This window comes from Rickettsia endosymbiont of Ceutorhynchus obstrictus (assembly GCF_964026565.1).
Lineage (GTDB): Bacteria > Pseudomonadota > Alphaproteobacteria > Rickettsiales > Rickettsiaceae > Rickettsia.
Genome location: NZ_OZ032162.1, coordinates 1,666,895 through 1,683,686 on the forward strand (window position 1 = coordinate 1,666,895; position 16,792 = coordinate 1,683,686).

A 16,792-nucleotide genomic window follows, 5' to 3' on the forward strand; every position below is an offset into this window, starting at 1 on the left:
CAAATTACATCAAATCGCCGATATTTTCTAAAAACAACCTCGCTCTATGCGATGCCGGTTTAACAAAAAATTCCTTAACGGGTTGATTTGCTAAAATTTGTCCTTGATCCATGAAAATTATCCGATCGGCTATGGCTTTAGCAAATTTAAGATGATGGGTTACAACTACCATCTTCATTTGTTCTTTTAATAAAGTTATATTTTCTATAACGTCTTTAATATTTTCCGGGTCTAATGCCGAAGTCGGCTCATCAAATAAAATGATTTCGGGATTCATCATCAACGCCCTAGCTATTGCCACTCTTTGTTTTTGACCGCCCGATAAATTAGTCGGGAAATAGGTAATTTTTTGCTTCAAACCGAATTTCCCAAGCAAATCTTCCGCCTTAAGGGTAGCCTCAGCTTTTTGCATCTTTAAAACATTAATCGGTGCATAAATTAAATTATCGCAAACATTTAAATGCGGAAAAAGATTAAAATTTTGAAAAACCATCCCGACTTTTAGCCGAAGTTTTCTTCGAGCTTTCGGGACTAATCTTTTACCGTCCACTAATAAATAACCGTTAGTCGGCTCTTCTAAATTATTTAAAATACGTAGCAAAGTTGATTTTCCGCTACCGGAAGGTCCAATTATTACCACGGTTTCTTTAACGCTAAAATCTAAACTAATATTTTTAAGTGCGTAAGCTTTACCGTAACGCTTACAAACTTTATCAAGAGCAATCATATATATCTTCCTGTACAATGAAAAACCGGTATACTCACCCCGCTTGAAGAAAGTAAGGTGCTTCGGAGCGGCGTTGTTGCATGGTTCTAAAAAAGTGCCGTATGTCATTCCCGCGCAGGCGGGAATCCAGAAAAATTATAGTCATCCTGAATTTATTTCAGGATCTTTGTGTAATAGATGCTGAAACAAGTTCAGCATGACAAGGATGGATTCCCGACTGCGCGGGAATGACATCGAAAATTCGAGCCATGCAGCAAAGCCCTTCAAATGGTGCGAGTATACTAAATCGTAAATTTATAGCCGTCATAAAGCGGTTTGATGTTACTCGGTAAAATTTCCGTAATTTTATGATAATCGATTTCATGGCGCATATTAGTTAACAATATTTGCCCCGGTTTATAGATTTCATTCCATTCTAAAACTTTATCAAGTCCCGCGTGATTTATATTAGAGGTATAATCCATACAATCTATAACCCATATTTTTATATCTTTTAAAAATTCCTTTGCTTCGGGAGGAAAATCGCTTACATCGCAAGAATAAACAAAATTTCCTATCCTTAAACCCAAACTATTAATAGCTCCATGATATTGTTTAAAAAACTGTATTTCTATGGTTTTGATCTTAATTTTTTCAAAAAAATCAATAGGCTTAGTTATTAGCTGTCCGGTAGTAAATAAATATTCATATCGTTTGTGTAATACCATAGAAGTAGCATTATCGGTAAAAATTTCTAAAGGCTTATTTTGAATAAAAGAAAATACTCGCAAATCATCTATACCGTTAACATGATCCGAATGATCATGTGTTAATATCGCAGCGTCTAAAGCTTTTATCTTTTCGCGAACTAGCTGATATTTAATATCATAGCCGAAATCAACAAGAATTTGACTATTTTCGTCATTAATATATATTGCCGATCTAGTTCTTTTGTTATAATTTGAGCTTGAAAGGCACACATTGCAATCGCAGCCGATAACCGGTACGCCGATAGATGCCCCACACCCTAATATTGTTACTTGCAACATAAAATATTTAAATATAGGTTAATTTTGGAATGGTAGAAGCTTTTTATAATTTTCACGGCTTAAATCAAGAAATATTTTTATTTCTTAATAGAATAACAAATATCGGCATATTACCATATTTTTTGCAAATTATATCCTTTTGTTTTAATATTACAAATTTTGCCGTAATATATATTTTATATTGTATATATTTTTATATTCAATTAAAGAAAATTAAAAATTTAAATGAATTGCACAAGATATACTCAAATGATTTGGATAATTGGAACGTAAAACGAGAGGTGAGCGCGCGCAGCCTAGATAAACTAGGTGAGTACGCGAATTCCTTAAAGTTTTACGGAGCCGATTCTTCAAAGCAGAAGAGTATGTTTTGGGATAAATATAATAAACTAATAGAGATTGGGATAGTTTATACAATCTTTGGTCTAACATTTACCGCGCTAAAATTTTTGAGTAACTTCCCTAGACCTTTTTGTAGCCTAGCTTTAGATAATTTTGTAACAATTACAAATGTGCAGCTTGAAAGATGCTTATCGAGCTTTCCAAGCAGTCATGCAGGTCTTGCCGTGTTGGTTACTTACTTTGCTTGGTCTTATATTAATTTGCCGTTAAAAATAATCATGGTTTTTGTTGTTATGCTGGTATCATTGGCACGTATAAGTTTAGCCATGCATTACCCGGCCGATATAATTTACGGGATTATTATTACGGCTATAGTTATAGTAATCGGTAAACAAATTTATAAAATTTTTGCCGGTAATATAGTAAGGTCTTTAGGGGAATTTATTGAAACGTCAATTTAAAACAAAAATGAAGTTATAACCGGCTTGCAAGCCGCGTTATCGTGAGGAGGCAATAATCTGTGTGGATAGGCTTTGTTGTATGGCTCGAATTTTCGATGTCATTCCCACACCCCATTATGTCATTCCCACACCCCATTATGTCATTCCCGCGTAGGCGGGAATCCAGAGAAATACTTAAAATAAGTAAAATTATATAATAAATTACTATTTAATTTGCTCATATTAACTTTTTAACTTTCTGGATTCCCGCCTACGCGGGAATGACACCCTTTTCATGGCAATTTTCGATCCATGCAACAACGCCGGCTTGACCACGGCATCCAGTCTTTTTATTAAGGTTTTTCTGGATGCCGTGGTCAAGCCCACTACTGTACGAACGTTTAAATAAAGAGGTAAAAATTCTGTCATTCCGTGGCTACGACCACTTCAGTCCAGCTTATAATATCATAAAAAGATTCTAAAATAAGTCTAATATGGCTTTATTTTCCTGGATGCCGTGACCAAGTCACGGCATGACACAGCCTTTTTTCAACGTTCGTACAGTAGTGGGTCAAGCCACGGTATGACATCGTACTTATAATAACCATAATACGGTAAATTATTAGCCATGCAACAAAGCTATTGCCACGCGAGAATGACATTTTGGATAGTTTCGTCCAATACATAACAAAAAAGGAGCCTTGTTTAAGACTCCCTTTTATAGTTTCGGTTAGAGAATAATATATAATATTATATATCGAATCTTATACCTGCTGTTAAGCTATTACCCTTATAGCGTGTACTGCCTGTTTGGAAAGTTGTATTTTCAAATTGAACATTTTTAGATTTTGTTTTACCGTTATCTAGATAGCTATAAACTAGCTCCGCTTTTACGCCGTCGACAACTTCAGCTGAAGCTCCTAAAGATGCTTGCCAGGCAAAATTATATGTTTTCTTGCTAGAAGTAGAAGCAGTTACATTATTTACCGTCCAAGTAATTTTATCTTGTAGCGAAGCAACACCGATACCGGCACCTGCAAAAAGTTTAAACATACTTACGTCAACAAAATCTACATAGCCGTTAAGTAATAGATTGGCAAAATTATTAAGCTTATGCTTAACTGAGGCGGTAGAACCGTTATATCTTCCTGTAGTTACAGTAGCGGTTTTTTTCAATTGCCCGCTAGCTATTGTACCGAGTGTTAAATCGGTTCTTACATTTTCCATGATGTAGTAACCTGCGCCGATTGAACCGGTAAATGCAGTATTAGACTTCATTTTTACACCTGTAGAGCCGTCTTTTGCTTTATCAAAAATTATTGCACCGGCATTGGCTTTAAGATACCATTTATTTTCATTTTGAGATTGATTTGTATCCATTGCACAGTCTGCAAATGATAAAGTAGATGATAAAATTGTTGCACTTGCTGCGGCAATTAAAAGTAATTTTTTCATATTGTAGTTGTCTCCTTAAATATTATTAGTTTTATATTGTTATTATATATCGAATCTTATACCTGCTGTTAAGCTATTACCCTTATAGCGTGTACTGCCTGTTTGGAAAGTTGTATTTTCAAATTGAACATTTTTAGATTTTGTTTTACCGTTATCTAGATAGCTATAAACTAGCTCCGCTTTTACGCCGTCGGCAACTTCAGCTGAAGCTCCTAAAGATGCTTGCCAGGCAAAATTATATGTTTTCTTGCTAGAAGTAGAAGCAGTTACATTATTTACCGTCCAAGTAATTTTATCTTGTAGCGAAGCAACACCGATACCGGCACCTGCAAAAAGTTTAAACATACTTACGTCAACAAAATCTACATAGCCGTTAAGTAATAGATTGGCAAAATTATTAAGCTTATGCTTAACTGAGGCGGTAGAACCGTTATATCTTCCTGTAGTTACAGTAGCGGTTTTTTTCAATTGCCCGCTAGCTATTGTACCGAGTGTTAAATCGGTTCTTACATTTTCCATGATGTAGTAACCTGCGCCGATTGAACCGGTAAATGCAGTATTAGACTTCATTTTTACGCCTGTAGAGCCGTCTTTTGCTTTATCAAAAATTATTGCACCGGCATTGGCTTTAAGATACCATTGGTTATCATCCATCCCGTCGGCAAATGAAAGAGTAGAAGATAAAATTGTTGCGCTTGCGGCAGCGATTAAAAGTAATTTTTTCATATTAGTACCTCTGATTTATTAATTAATTATATTTAACTTATTAAGTATGTTAAGTAAAATTTTTTTATTTTAATCTTATCTCATGCAGATATAACATAACATATTTTCTATTGCTAGGTTAATTGAGGAATAAACTTATATATATGATAATTATAAAAAGATTTGTGATAATAAAAACACAATTATTGAAATCTCAATTAAGCATTGATCACTAAAGGTTAGTAACTTGGAAATTCTACGTCATTGCGAGCGTTGTTGCATGGCTCGAATTTTCGATGTCATTCCCGTGAAAACGGGGCGTTGTTGCATGGCTACCAGAATCGTCATTGCGAGGAGGCATTTATGCCGACGTGGCAATCCAGTTAAACATATTTTTATACTAAACTTGTTTAGTATTCTAATTAAATCCCTCATTACATTCGGGATAGCCTGGATTGCCGCAGCCACTTCGTGGCTTCGCAATGACGAGTTTTTTATTAATTTTCGAGCCATGCAACAACGCCTGAAAACGGGAATCCAGGTTTTTTTTGTCATGCTGAACTTGTTTCAGCATCTCTATAATAGATCCTGAAATAAATTCAGAATGACATACAGCACTTTTTTAGAACCATGCAACAAAGCCGGCTTGACCCACTACTGTACGAACGTTGAAAAAAGGCTGTGTCATGCCGTGACTTGATCACGGCATCCAGGAAAATAAAGCCATATTAGACTTATTTTAGAATCTTTTTATGATATTATAAGCTGGACTGAAGTGGTCGTAGCCACGGAATGACAGAATTTTTACCTCTTTATTTAAACGTTCGTACAGTAGTGGGCTTGACCACGGCATCTAGTCTTTTTACTAAGATTTTTCTGGATACCGCGGGAGGGCCACGGTATGACACCGGATTGCTTTGCAAAAATTTGAGCCATACAACAACGCTTGCAGCGGCTCGCAATGACGATATCTATCTTTAGTTAGCAATGCTTACAATTAAGTCCTTACTTATATATTTATCGAATTTATCTTTTTCATTTTTATATTTATCTGCTTCGGGTAACGGCAGTTTTTCTTTGGTAATGTTTGGCCACTTACTAGCAAATAATTTAGCTCTTTCTACCCATTCGATTAACTCCTCTGATTCCGGTTTTATAGCATCAATGGGACATTCCGGTTCGCATACGCCGCAATCGATGCATTCTTCGGGGTTAATAACTAACATAAACTCACCCTCATAAAAGCAATCTACGGGACACACTTCTACACAGCTAGTATATTTGCATTTTACGCATTCATCGGTTACGACATAAGTCATTTTATCGCCGGTTTTTAAGTTTAGTAATTAATGTAGAAGTTTGTAATGTCAATATAAGCAAGAAATACAATATAAAGCTTATAAACATAATGATTAGAGGTTGTAACATAGAATTATGAATAGTAGGCGCTCCGAGCCTTAAAACGCTTGCAGGCTGGTGCAGACTATACCAAATATTTACCGAAAATTTTACAATCGGGATATTTACGGCGCCGATAATAGCAATAACGGCAGCCGGTTTTTCGGCGCGTCTTATATCATCAGCGCTATTAACTATGATAATATAACTTAAATATAGTAAAAATAATATCAACATAGAGGTTAGTCTTGCGTCCCAAACCCACCATGTTCCCCAAATCGGCTTTCCCCATAAGGAACCGGTTACTAAACTAATCAAAGTAAAACCGGCTCCCGCATAGCTACTAGCAACGGCGAGTAAATAAGACATTTTAGTTTTCCACACCAAGCTAGTAAAACTACATATTGCTATGAAAGTATAAATCCCAAGCGCCATCCACGAAGCCGGCACGTGGACATACATAATTCTGACCGTTTCACCTTGTTGATAATCCGGCGGTGAGACTATTAGGCTTAAGTAAAGCCCGATGCTCATCGATAAAAGCGTAGATACTGCCAAAATAGGTATTAAAATGCTTGATATTTTACTGAAATAATAAGGATTTAGTAACTTTAACACCATAAGAATTACTTACGACCGAATAAACGTTCAATATCTTTTAGCTTAAGTTCTATATAAGTCGGTCTTCCGTGATTACATTGACCGGAAAACGGCGTAGCTTCCATTTGTCGCAGTAAGGCGTTCATTTCTTCCCCCGATAATTTTCGCCCCGCTCTGATGGAATAATGGCAAGCATATGTTTCCGTTACGTGTTCGATTAGTTCAATTAATGAAATATTTTCGTTTGTATCTAGTAAATGATCGGCAAGGTCGTGTATTAGCTGCCGGACGTTGATATCTCCGAGCAAGCTTGGAATTTCCGTAACTATAATTGATTTTTCGCTGAATTTTTCTATAGTTAAACCGAGCTTAGTTAACCTTTCTTTATTCTTATGTAAATAATCGGCTCTTTTTTCATCGGGTAATTCAACTATTTCCGGTATAAGTAACCGTTGTTTAATTAATTCTTCTTTTGCTAGAAATTGTTTGATTTTTTCATAACCTAGACGTTCATGTGCCGCGTGTTGATCGGTTATAACTATACTATCCTCTGTTTGGGAAATAATATAAGTAGTATGTAATTGAGCCTTCGCCGCTCCGAGTCTAAAACTATCTTTTTGAGATATTTCCGACTCTTTTTGCAAATGCCGCTCTACTGCTATTTCGATTTTGGCATGCGGTAGTGTATCGATCAGTTTCTGACAAGAATTATCTTGTGGGGTCTGAGCTTGAGGTCTGTAACTACTTGGCTTATCCGCAACACGGTTTGTAGCGTTGTTGCTTGGAGCTTTTGCGGTAACATTATTATTAGTAAACGGGTTTTTAAACAATTGCAAAGTGCTATCGGCAATGGCGGTAGAAGCTATATGGCTTTTGCTGCGCAGTGCATCTTTAATCGCATTAATTAATAAGTTTCGCACCGTATTCGGATCGTGAAATCTTACTTCCGCTTTCGCCGGGTGGACATTTACGTCGACTAATTGCGGATCGATTTGCAAAAATACGGCGCATAACGGGTGTCTATCTCTAGCTAAATAATCTTGATAGGCTATCCTTAAAGCTACTTGTAATAATTTATCTTTTACCGGTCTGTTATTAATAAACAAAAATTGATCTTCAGTCGAAGCTCTGTTAAATGTCGGGATAGTTGTATAACCGTAAATAGATAATTCGGGAGTTTTAAAGTCAAGATAAGCGGCATTTTGGATAAAATCCTGTCCGATTATCTCGATTATTCTTTGCTTTAGGTTACTATCAAAATCTTTATTTTGCCCTTTTACTTTTATAAGGGTTTTGCCTTCATGCGATAAGCTAATAGAAATCTCCGGATGAGCCAAGGCAATTTTTTTGATGACATCAATTGAAGCTACCAGCTCGGTTTTATCGGTTCTTAAAAATTTAAGCCTAGCGGGCGTTGCAAAAAACAAATCGCGTATCTCAATTTTAGTACCTTCGTTATGAATAGACGTAGTAACTTGTTTCTCTCTGCCGCCGATTAGTTTAATTTGATATGCTTTATCGCTGCCTTTCGGTCTTGAACTGATAAGCATCTTGCTAATAGCACCGATAGAAGGCAGGGCTTCACCGCGAAAGCCGAAAGTATGAATGTTTAAAAGATCACTTTCATCAAGTTTAGAAGTAGTATGACGTTCAACGGCAAGCTCTAAGTCCTTATCCGACATCCCGACGCCGTCATCCGAGATAATAATTAAATTTTTCCCTGCTCGCTCTAAAATTACATCTATTTTTGTGCTACCGGCATCAACGGCGTTTTCAACAAGTTCTTTAACAACGGAAGCAGGGCGCTCAATAACCTCACCAGCGGCTATTCGATTTATGGTATTTTCAGAAAGTAATTTTATAATCATTTTTTAGCTCTTTTCAACAATCTTTGCAACTAATTGAAATTTTTTACTGCAATAAGGGCAAATAATATACTGCTCCTTTGGATCAATTTCCAAATAAACTTTTGGATGATCATACGGAGGTTCTTTGCCCACACAAGATACAGACGTAAAAAAACTATCAACAATTTCCATGAATTTATCAAATATTTCTTTAAGTAATGTCTAGCATAAGTTACTTTTATAGAAAATACAAATATGAATTTATCAATAGGCAAAACATGAAAGATAAAATAGTAATTATTACCGGTTCAACTAGCGGAATTGGGCTTGAAATAGCCAGGCACTTCGCGAAACTGCAAGCAAAAATTATTATTAACGGTTTTGCTGCCGTAGAAGAAGTCGAAAAAATATCGGCAGAGCTAAAAGCTTTAGGCGCTAGTGCAATTAATTATCAAGGGGCAAATCTTGCAAATCCGACTGAGATAGCTAAAATGTTTGAAGAGATAATAAAAGAGTTCGGTAAAATAGATATATTAATCAATAACGCGGGCATCCAGCACGTCGCTCCAATCGAAGATTTTCCGGCAGATAAATGGGAGCAAATCTTGCGCATAGATTTAATAGCGTCTTTTTATACTATAAAATATGCGCTGCCTAGTATGAAAAAAAACGGCTTCGGACGTATCGTAAATATTGCTTCGGCGCATGCTTACGTCGCCTCGCCCTTTAAATCGGCATATGTTGCAGCAAAGCACGGGATTCTCGGTCTTACCAAAACCGTGGCACTAGAAGTAGCAGAGAATAATATTACCGTAAACGCTATTTGTCCGGGCTATGTAAAAACCCCGTTAGTGATGAATCAAATAGCGGATACCGCCAAGGCAAGGCATATAACTGAAGAATCGGCATTAAGAGACGTAATACTTAAAACGCAAGCTACCAAAAAATTTGTCGAAGCCGACGAAATAGCCAATTTAGTAGTATTTTTATGTGACGAAAAAGCCTCGTCGATAACAGGTAGCGGATTGCTGATAGACGGGGGTTGGACGGCGCAATAAATAATTCTCGTACAGCTAAATTCAGAAAGCATAAGAGCTGATGAATTTAAAGACGAGCCTGCGCAAGCAGTCAAAAGTACGTGAGCACAGACGAGTTCTGAGAAATTCGCTTGCATCAAGCTTTCCGAATTTAGCTGTACCGTCTTAGTGTCGGCTAATAAATAGGTTATTAATAATATTATTAATAACCTATTTGAGTTTAAAGAGATGGTTGCGGATATTAGATTTGTTAGAGAATTGAAAATTAGGTTACATAAATTAAATTTAAACTTGCCGGCTGATAAAGAGACATATGAATTAATTTTATTAAGCTTTATAAAAGCCAATGAAGGGGAACGGTTATACGTATATTTAGATATTAAAAAAAATCATACGATAGGAATCGGTTTTAATATGGATAGCCCTTATGCCGAAAGAATTTGGCAAGAAATATTCGGCTATGCTATTTCTTTTTACCGAGTTAAAGAGGGAAAACAACCAATTACTAAAGAACAGTCACGGTTATTATTTTCATATGTCAAAACCAGTAACCGCTTAGAGTTAATAACTCTTTACCAAGTAGCGTGGCATCGGCTTAAAGCTAATGAACAAGCGATGATTGAAGATTTATATTGGAATGGCGGCGGTAAGTTAGTCGGGAAAAAGACTAATTTTTATAAAAATATAATTTTGTATATAACAAGTTCAGAATTAAAATATTTAAAGACCGCCTTATTAGAAGTAAGAGAAAATTCTAACCCGGAACGTAATCGCGGCATACAAAACCGCCGAAACATACAAGCCGAGATGGGCGAACCTTATAATAACTTCGATCATTAAGGTCTATACATAGTTTCAGGAATAAAATGTAGGTCGTCATTGCGAGCGACCAAAGACCTTGTTGCGTGGCTCGAAATCGTTACAAAAAACACCGTCATTGCGAGGAGGTGCGGGCTTTGTTGCATGGATCGAAAATTGCTATATTTTGGGTATTCTTTAAAAGTACCGCGGTGTCATGCCGTGGCTTGACCACGGCATCCAGACAGGCTTTTTAATTTTTTCTGGATACCGTGGTCAAGCCACGGTATGACAAGTTTTAAGCGATTTTAACCATCCATGCAACAACGCCGCCGCTGTAAGCGGCGTGGCAATCTAGAGAAAAAATTAGCAAAAAATGCTATGAAAATTATTATTTTCTAGATTGCCGCGCTCCTTTCAGTCGCTCGCAATGACGTTTGGGGTATCCACGCAACAATGCCTGTCAAGCCAGGGCATGACACCGCGGTACTTTTAAAGAATACCCGAAATATAGTAATTTTCGATCCACACGGGCATTGCCTCCTAGTAATGACGGAATTTAGAAGCCTTTCCTAAAGTTACTGATTTTTATTGGTTGGATAAAAACGACATAATAGCTATAATAGAATCTGCAAAGTAATTAGTTAAAAAAATTTATATGAACTTTATTGATGAAGCTAAAATATATATAAAGGGCGGTAACGGCGGCAATGGCTGCGTTAGTTTCCATAGAGAAAAATTTATTGATAGAGGAGGACCGGACGGCGGAGACGGCGGTCGCGGCGGCAGTATTATTTTCAGAAGTAATTACCACCTTAATACTTTAGTGAATTTTAGATATAAGCAACATTTTTTGGCCACAAGCGGTGAGAACGGCAAAGGTTCAAATAAAAGCGGTAAATCCGGTAAATCCTTAATTCTTGACGTGCCAATAGGTACGCAAATATTTTCGGAAAACGGCGATATATTATTATATGATTTTACGGCAGACGGGCAAAGCTTTGAAATAATTAAAGGCGGTAACGGCGGGCTTGGTAATAGCCATTTCAAAACATCGGTCAATCAGGCTCCAAGGCGTCGAACGGAAGGTGAAATAGCCGAGGAAATGTGGATTAATTTAAGTCTTAAATTACTCTCCGACGTTGGGCTTGTCGGCTTGCCGAATGCCGGTAAATCCACCTTCTTATCAGTTGCTACTGCGGCAAAACCTAAAATAGCCGATTATCCGTTTACTACTTTAGTGCCTTATCTTGGAGTAGTATATGTTGATGAGGAGGAATTTGTGCTAGCCGATATTCCGGGATTAATCGAAGGTGCGCATCAAGGGCATGGGCTTGGAGATAAATTTTTAAAGCATATTGAGCGATGTAACGTATTAATTCATTTGATAGACGGAAGTAGCACGAATGTTGAAACGGATTATAAAACCATTCGGCAGGAATTAGAGTCATATTCCGATTTATTAAAGGATAAAATCGAGATTATTTGCCTTAATAAGTGCGATATTTTAACCGATGAGGAAATCCACGAGAAGGTAAAGAGCTTACAAAAAATTACCGACAAAGAAATTTTTCCTATTTCTACTTATACTAAAACCGGTACCGATAAAATAATTAAATTAGCCCTTAGGACTATAAAGGATCAAAGATTGTAATTTTATTTTAAACGAGAAGTAGAAAATACCAAATAGTATATAACGGTTATACAGCTAAATTCAGAAAGCTTTAGACAAGATAAATTTAAAGACGAGCTAAGCTACCGTACTAAAATACGTGAGTACAGGCGAATGTCGAAAAATTTGCTTGTATCACGCTTTCTGAATTTAGCTGTACGTCACTATCTAACATAAAATTAATTATAACTTTAAACTTATTTAAATTTAGAGTAAAATCCCCGTTACGGGATTTTAAATAAAAAATAATAGCCTTAATGTTTTACGATACTATATTTAGCAGCCATATAGATAAAATTAAAAGCGAAGGAAGATATCGAGAATTTAAGGCGGTAAGAAGGCAAGCCGATAATTTCCCGTTCGCTCGGTGCGGCGATAAAGATATAGTAATGTGGTGCATTAACGATTATTTAGGTATGAGTCGGCACAAAAGCGTTATTGAAGCTTCTATGGATGCTTTAGCAAAATACGGCGTCGGTTCCGGCGGTACGCGAAATATCGGCGGCAATAACAGCTCTATCATTGAATTAGAGCTAGAACTTGCCGATCTACACGCTAAAGAATCAGCGTTAGTTTTTACCTCCGGTTATGTAGCAAATGATACAACGCTTGCTAGCCTTGCTAAAATCATGCCTAATTTGGTATTTTTTTCAGATAAGTTAAACCACGCCTCTATTATTGCCGGAATTTCAAACGCTAAAGCGGAGAAGCATATATATCGGCATTTAGATATCGATCATCTTGAAGAATTGATACAAGCAGTAGATATTAATAGACCGAAAATCATTGTTTTTGAATCTGCTTATTCTATGGACGGTCTTTTTTCCCCCATTAAAGATATAATCCGCTTAGCTAAAAAATATAACGCTTTAACTTTTATCGATGAAGTTCACACTGTCGGGCTATACGGTAAACGAGGCGGCGGCATTGCCGAGCTACTAGATTGCAGCAATGAGATTGATATTATTCAAGGTACGCTCGGTAAAGCTTACGGCACTATCGGTGGGTATATTACGGCAAATTATCATTTAGTGGATGCTATAAGGCTTACGGCTCCGGGTTTTATTTTTACGACTTCATTGCCGCCGGTAATTTCTGCGGCTGCCGCGACTAGTATCAGACATCTTAAAGAATCGAGTGAAGAACGCCAAAAACATCAAGAAGTGGTTTTCAAGCTTAAAAATTCTTTTGACCGTTTTAATATCCCGTATTTAAAAAATGAAAGCCATATTATCCCGATAATTATCGGTGACCCGATCAAAACTAGCAAAGCTTCCGATATGTTGCTTACCGAATACGGTATTTACGTTCAGCATATTAATTTTCCAACCGTGCCAAGAGGTACGGAGCGTTTAAGAATTATCCCAACGCCTGCGCATACGGATAAAATGATTAATGATTTATCTGTCGCCTTGGTTAAAATATTCTTCGCTCTCGGTATAGAACTATCTTCTACTAGAGAGCTTAATGAAGAAATCCTCTTAAATCTTACCGCTTGAGAAGCCGGTGTCATACCGTGGCTTGACCGGTGTTGTTGCATGGATGGTTAAAAACGCTCTCGACGTCATTGCGAGGAGGGACGTAGTCCCGACGCGGCAATCCAGACTATCCGGAATGTAATGAGGGATTTAATGAGAATGCCAAAAAGTTTATAAGGTGGCAAGTTTAGTATAAAAATATGTTTATACTTGATTGCCGCGTCGGCACTTTGTGCCTCCTCGCAATGACGATCCTTACTTCGCAGGAATAACATTAAAAAATTGTAAATACTATATGGAACTAGGTAATAAATTATTAAACTACAATAGCAACTACCCTGCAGAAATTAATAATAAAATAAAAATGCTGGAGTTTTTGAATAATTATAAGAATCCGTTTAGCAGAAAATTAGCAATCGGACATTTTACCGCATCGGCTTTTTTGCTTAATTCCGATAAAACTAAATTTCTATTAATGCATCATAACAAGTTAAACAAATGGATTCAACTAGGCGGGCATTGTAACGGTGATAGCGACGTATTAGCGGTAGCGATTAAAGAGGCTAAAGAGGAATCGGGTATTGAGGAAATTGAACCGATAAGCACGGAAATTTACGATCTAGATATTCATTATATACCTGAAAGACATCAGGAATTAGCACATTATCATTATGATGTAAGATTTTTATTAAAAACAATTGATAATGATAATTTTGTCAAAAATGATGAAGCAAGTGAATTAAGATGGATCGAATTTTCCTCTTATTCTCTTAAAGATTTTTCTTTAGAGGAGTCCGTTACTAGGATGATAGAAAAATATCAAAAAATGAAGTCAAAAATAGAACAAGTAAATTTGTAATTTAATTACAAGCTTTATAAAAAATCAAGTTGGCTTGTGTAAATATTTAGCTAAAATCACGATTGGAATAGCTGCAAGGCTGTTCCGGGGTGCCACAACTCCTGTCAGTAGGCGTTATTGTAAAAAGTATTGCCTTGAGTATTTAAGGTTTCTGCTTTCTGATCATTTTCTTTGGCTAACTTAATATTTCTTTGTACATATCCCTTAATTTCCTTATCTCCTGCTATCCTATTTGGTTATCCCCAAGATTAAAGATAGGTGAGAATAGTATTGGTTTTTAAGGCTTCAGCGATAACCTTAGCCCCTGCAGCTCCTATATTTATGTCATAAAGGTTAAGAGTAGTTGCTCCGCTCCTTAAACTATTAGCTTGCTCGGTCAATCCTTGATTTTCTAACCACTCTATTAATTTCTCATGCGGCGTTTTCGTTTTTGTTAACATCTCCCATAAAAACATAACTACCTCCTTAGCTTGTATATTAATATTTTCTAAAATAATTATAAGTATATCGGTAACAAGTCAAATAAAAAAAGATTAACAAATTAAATATAACGTTAAAAAGTAAGGCAATAACCGGAGAATATTATGTTAAGATGTCATTTGGGTTAGCTTAATCTAAATACTCGGCTAGTTGTTTCTGTGAGGAATAAGCCGTAAAGTTCAGGATATTCAGCTTTGGTAAGGTCTAGGCTGCTACGTACGCAGTTTTTCCATGAGATGAGGGGTTTTTGTTAAGGGTTAGCAGGCTATATAACACCGGGTATCTTCTAGTTAAAAATTATGCTTTCTCAGAAAACCTTTTAACCAGATGCATGTAAATATCTAAAGTATCCCGTTCGTCTTTATTAAAAATATATGGAATCTTCGGGTAAATAAGAGTTTTTTGATTCTTTTGATTTATTTTATCGCGAGGCAAAAATACGTATAACCTGTGAACATACGCAGGTTCAGTATTTAATTTTCGGTCTAAAACTTTGTATAAAGCCTTTATATCCCCTTCTGGTTCAGATAAAAAGGCAGCAATAGAAGTATCTAATTTCTCTTTAAATAAAAAACTTAGCTCTTTATCCTTATCCAGTTCTTGAACCGATATTATTCTCGCATCATCTAATTTAAAATAAAATTTAATGTCTTCAAAAAAAGAATCAGGGCATTCTTACTACGATTCGATTAAGCCACGCTTCATTTTTTTATCGCGGAATGCGATATTTTTTATTGACTTTCAATAGAAAATATTTAATTTCATTTATAATTTAACTAAAATGTAAAGAAATGTTAGGCTATCAAAAAGAACAGAGAAGTTTAACAAAAGAAGAAAAAGAAGCTATTGGATTATTATCTATTGGTACCTTCCTTGAATATTTTGACTTTATGCTTTACGTACATATGGCGGTACTGCTTAATCAATTATTTTTTCCCGAATACGATTCTCGTACTGCCTCAATGCTCTCTGCTTCTATTTTTTGTATAACATTTGTAGTTCGCCCCCTAGGCGCTCTTATATTTGGTTGGATAGGTGATAATATCGGACGTAAAGCAACAGTAGTTATAACTACCATTATGATGGCTTGTTCTTGTGTAATAATGGCAATATTACCGACTTATAATCAAGTAGGGGTAACGGCTTCATGTATAATGGTAATCTGTCGTATAGTCCAAGGGATGTCTTCTATGGGAGAAATAACAGGAGCAGAAATTTATTTTACTGAAACAATAAAACCACCATTACAATATGTAGTCGTATCAATCTTAGCTTTCTTAGCCGCCTTAGGAGGTGTGGCAGCCCTAGGTATAGCATCTTTTAGTACTGTTGAAGGATTTAATTGGCGATATGCTTTTGGGATTGGCGCAGTAATTGCCTTAGTAGGTGGAGTAGCACGTACTCGACTTAGAGAAACACCGGAATTTGCAGATGCAAAACGTAGAGTGCAAAGTATTTTAGAGCAGTTTGGAAAAAATCCAAAGTTAGTCAATAATAATTATATAGTAAAAGAAAAAGTTAATAAAAAAACTATTCTTGCTTTACTTTTAATAAATTGCGGGTGGCCGGTATGTTTTTATATTGCATTCATTCATTGCGGTAATATACTTCAGAATTCTTTTGGTTATACTCCGGATCAAGTAATCCATAATAATTTTTTTGTCGGATTAGTAGAAATGCTAGGAATTTTACCCCTAATATACTTAGGATACTATATTTCTCCCTTACTTATATTAAAAATCAGGTTAATAATCTATTCTATATTTATTTTAGCATGTCCTTATTTATTAAATAATATTAGTACTCCTTCAGGAATATTTTATTTTCAATGTTTTGCTATGTTTTTTGTTCTAGACACTACACCAGCAAAATCAATTTTCTATCAGTATATACCAATTTTTAAAAGATTTACTTATACGTGAGCGT

General features: G+C 36.0%; 21 protein-coding genes. 8 read left to right on the plus strand and 13 right to left on the minus strand.

Annotation, left to right across the window (positions count from 1 at the left end):
* Positions 1-4 precede the first annotated feature (4 nt).
* On the minus strand, positions 5-727 hold the full coding sequence (locus AAGD64_RS09605) for an amino acid ABC transporter ATP-binding protein (protein ID WP_253308357.1): 723 nt from the start codon (positions 725-727) through the stop codon (positions 5-7).
* Positions 728-1,008: 281 nt separating this feature from the next.
* Complete coding sequence (locus AAGD64_RS09610; protein WP_253308356.1) at positions 1,009-1,755, minus strand: MBL fold metallo-hydrolase; 747 nt, start codon at positions 1,753-1,755, stop codon at positions 1,009-1,011.
* Positions 1,756-1,784: 29 nt separating this feature from the next.
* On the opposite strand from AAGD64_RS09610, the gene AAGD64_RS09615 reads away from it, so the two are divergent.
* On the plus strand, positions 1,785-2,558 hold the full coding sequence (locus AAGD64_RS09615) for a phosphatase PAP2 family protein (RefSeq protein ID WP_253308355.1): 774 nt from the start codon (positions 1,785-1,787) through the stop codon (positions 2,556-2,558).
* 59 nt (positions 2,559-2,617) lie between these two features.
* Entirely contained in the window at positions 2,618-2,755 is a 138-nt protein-coding gene (locus AAGD64_RS09620) for a hypothetical protein (protein WP_341793259.1), read from the plus strand.
* Between the two features lie 25 nt (positions 2,756-2,780).
* Here AAGD64_RS09620 and AAGD64_RS09625 read toward each other — a convergent pair whose 3' ends face one another.
* The 9 genes from AAGD64_RS09625 to AAGD64_RS09665 all read right to left on the minus strand — a co-directional run bounded on the left by AAGD64_RS09625 (position 2,781) and on the right by AAGD64_RS09665 (position 8,734).
* Positions 2,781-2,918: a hypothetical protein gene (locus AAGD64_RS09625; protein ID WP_341793260.1), complete on the minus strand. Its 138-nt coding sequence runs from the start codon at positions 2,916-2,918 to the stop codon at positions 2,781-2,783.
* Between the two features lie 119 nt (positions 2,919-3,037).
* Entirely contained in the window at positions 3,038-3,223 is a 186-nt protein-coding gene (locus AAGD64_RS09630) for a hypothetical protein (RefSeq protein ID WP_341793261.1), read from the minus strand.
* 64 nt (positions 3,224-3,287) lie between these two features.
* Positions 3,288-3,992, minus strand: coding sequence for an outer membrane protein (locus tag AAGD64_RS09635; protein ID WP_341793262.1), 705 nt, complete (start codon positions 3,990-3,992; stop codon positions 3,288-3,290).
* A 42-nt stretch (positions 3,993-4,034) separates the two neighbouring features.
* Positions 4,035-4,718 carry an outer membrane protein gene (locus AAGD64_RS09640; protein ID WP_341793263.1) on the minus strand — a complete coding sequence of 228 codons (684 nt, stop codon included), beginning with the start codon at positions 4,716-4,718 and terminating at the stop codon, positions 4,035-4,037.
* A 240-nt stretch (positions 4,719-4,958) separates the two neighbouring features.
* Positions 4,959-5,210 (minus strand): hypothetical protein, encoded by a 252-nt coding sequence (locus AAGD64_RS09645; RefSeq protein ID WP_341793264.1) that lies wholly within the window; start codon positions 5,208-5,210, stop codon positions 4,959-4,961.
* A 464-nt stretch (positions 5,211-5,674) separates the two neighbouring features.
* A complete protein-coding gene (gene fdxA / locus AAGD64_RS09650; protein ID WP_253308352.1) occupies positions 5,675-6,016 on the minus strand; it encodes a ferredoxin FdxA in 342 nt (113 codons plus the stop codon).
* Between the two features lies 1 nt (position 6,017).
* Entirely contained in the window at positions 6,018-6,713 is a 696-nt protein-coding gene (locus AAGD64_RS09655; RefSeq protein ID WP_341794201.1) for a heme ABC transporter permease, read from the minus strand.
* Positions 6,714-6,721: 8 nt separating this feature from the next.
* Positions 6,722-8,563: a DNA mismatch repair endonuclease MutL gene (gene mutL / locus AAGD64_RS09660; protein ID WP_341793265.1), complete on the minus strand. Its 1,842-nt coding sequence runs from the start codon at positions 8,561-8,563 to the stop codon at positions 6,722-6,724.
* Positions 8,564-8,566: 3 nt separating this feature from the next.
* Positions 8,567-8,734 (minus strand): zinc-finger domain-containing protein, encoded by a 168-nt coding sequence (locus AAGD64_RS09665; protein ID WP_253308350.1) that lies wholly within the window; start codon positions 8,732-8,734, stop codon positions 8,567-8,569.
* An 86-nt stretch (positions 8,735-8,820) separates the two neighbouring features.
* Between AAGD64_RS09665 and AAGD64_RS09670 the strand changes: the two genes are divergently transcribed.
* Complete coding sequence (locus tag AAGD64_RS09670) at positions 8,821-9,600, plus strand: 3-hydroxybutyrate dehydrogenase (protein ID WP_253308349.1); 780 nt, start codon at positions 8,821-8,823, stop codon at positions 9,598-9,600.
* A gap of 207 nt (positions 9,601-9,807) precedes the next feature.
* Positions 9,808-10,419, plus strand: coding sequence for a hypothetical protein (locus AAGD64_RS09675; protein WP_341793266.1), 612 nt, complete (start codon positions 9,808-9,810; stop codon positions 10,417-10,419).
* Here the strand turns inward: AAGD64_RS09675 and AAGD64_RS09680 are convergent.
* Positions 10,416-10,544: a hypothetical protein gene (locus tag AAGD64_RS09680; protein WP_341793267.1), complete on the minus strand. Its 129-nt coding sequence runs from the start codon at positions 10,542-10,544 to the stop codon at positions 10,416-10,418. The genes AAGD64_RS09675 and AAGD64_RS09680 overlap by 4 nt on opposite strands.
* Positions 10,545-11,035: 491 nt before the next feature.
* Between AAGD64_RS09680 and obgE the strand changes: the two genes are divergently transcribed.
* The 3 genes from obgE (at position 11,036) to AAGD64_RS09700 (ending at position 14,386) form a co-directional block, all read left to right on the plus strand.
* Positions 11,036-12,031, plus strand: a complete 996-nt coding sequence (gene obgE, locus AAGD64_RS09685; RefSeq protein ID WP_253308347.1) for a GTPase ObgE — start codon at positions 11,036-11,038, stop codon at positions 12,029-12,031.
* A 275-nt stretch (positions 12,032-12,306) separates the two neighbouring features.
* Positions 12,307-13,548 carry a 5-aminolevulinate synthase gene (hemA, locus tag AAGD64_RS09695; RefSeq protein ID WP_253308346.1) on the plus strand — a complete coding sequence of 414 codons (1,242 nt, stop codon included), beginning with the start codon at positions 12,307-12,309 and terminating at the stop codon, positions 13,546-13,548.
* A 211-nt stretch (positions 13,549-13,759) separates the two neighbouring features.
* Positions 13,760-14,386 (plus strand): NUDIX hydrolase, encoded by a 627-nt coding sequence (locus tag AAGD64_RS09700; protein WP_341793268.1) that lies wholly within the window; start codon positions 13,760-13,762, stop codon positions 14,384-14,386.
* Between the two features lie 248 nt (positions 14,387-14,634).
* Here the strand turns inward: AAGD64_RS09700 and AAGD64_RS09705 are convergent, their stop codons facing one another.
* A complete protein-coding gene (locus tag AAGD64_RS09705) occupies positions 14,635-14,841 on the minus strand; it encodes a hypothetical protein (protein WP_341793269.1) in 207 nt (68 codons plus the stop codon).
* An 816-nt stretch (positions 14,842-15,657) separates the two neighbouring features.
* Between AAGD64_RS09705 and AAGD64_RS09710 the strand changes: the two genes are divergently transcribed.
* Positions 15,658-16,788 (plus strand): MFS transporter, encoded by a 1,131-nt coding sequence (locus tag AAGD64_RS09710; protein ID WP_341793270.1) that lies wholly within the window; start codon positions 15,658-15,660, stop codon positions 16,786-16,788.
* Positions 16,789-16,792 lie beyond the last annotated feature (4 nt).

Bases quoted from the DNA above. Each gene is read 5' to 3' on its own strand.
- AAGD64_RS09605 (WP_253308357.1), bottom strand. From the start codon at position 727: ATGATTGCTCTTGATAAAGTTTGTAAGCGTTACGGTAAAGCTTACGCA.
- AAGD64_RS09610 (WP_253308356.1), bottom strand. From the start codon at position 1,755: ATGTTGCAAGTAACAATATTAGGGTGTGGGGCATCTATCGGCGTACCG.
- AAGD64_RS09615 (WP_253308355.1), top strand. From the start codon at position 1,785: ATGGTAGAAGCTTTTTATAATTTTCACGGCTTAAATCAAGAAATATTT.
- AAGD64_RS09630 (WP_341793261.1), bottom strand. From the start codon at position 3,223: ATGTATTGGACGAAACTATCCAAAATGTCATTCTCGCGTGGCAATAGC.
- AAGD64_RS09635 (WP_341793262.1), bottom strand. From the start codon at position 3,992: ATGAAAAAATTACTTTTAATTGCCGCAGCAAGTGCAACAATTTTATCA.
- AAGD64_RS09640 (WP_341793263.1), bottom strand. From the start codon at position 4,718: ATGAAAAAATTACTTTTAATCGCTGCCGCAAGCGCAACAATTTTATCT.
- AAGD64_RS09645 (WP_341793264.1), bottom strand. From the start codon at position 5,210: ATGGCTCGAAAATTAATAAAAAACTCGTCATTGCGAAGCCACGAAGTG.
- fdxA (WP_253308352.1), bottom strand. From the start codon at position 6,016: ATGACTTATGTCGTAACCGATGAATGCGTAAAATGCAAATATACTAGC.
- mutL (WP_341793265.1), bottom strand. From the start codon at position 8,563: ATGATTATAAAATTACTTTCTGAAAATACCATAAATCGAATAGCCGCT.
- AAGD64_RS09665 (WP_253308350.1), bottom strand. From the start codon at position 8,734: ATGGAAATTGTTGATAGTTTTTTTACGTCTGTATCTTGTGTGGGCAAA.
- AAGD64_RS09670 (WP_253308349.1), top strand. From the start codon at position 8,821: ATGAAAGATAAAATAGTAATTATTACCGGTTCAACTAGCGGAATTGGG.
- AAGD64_RS09675 (WP_341793266.1), top strand. From the start codon at position 9,808: ATGGTTGCGGATATTAGATTTGTTAGAGAATTGAAAATTAGGTTACAT.
- AAGD64_RS09680 (WP_341793267.1), bottom strand. From the start codon at position 10,544: ATGCAACAAAGCCCGCACCTCCTCGCAATGACGGTGTTTTTTGTAACG.
- obgE (WP_253308347.1), top strand. From the start codon at position 11,036: ATGAACTTTATTGATGAAGCTAAAATATATATAAAGGGCGGTAACGGC.
- hemA (WP_253308346.1), top strand. From the start codon at position 12,307: ATGTTTTACGATACTATATTTAGCAGCCATATAGATAAAATTAAAAGC.
- AAGD64_RS09705 (WP_341793269.1), bottom strand. From the start codon at position 14,841: ATGTTTTTATGGGAGATGTTAACAAAAACGAAAACGCCGCATGAGAAA.
- AAGD64_RS09710 (WP_341793270.1), top strand. From the start codon at position 15,658: ATGTTAGGCTATCAAAAAGAACAGAGAAGTTTAACAAAAGAAGAAAAA.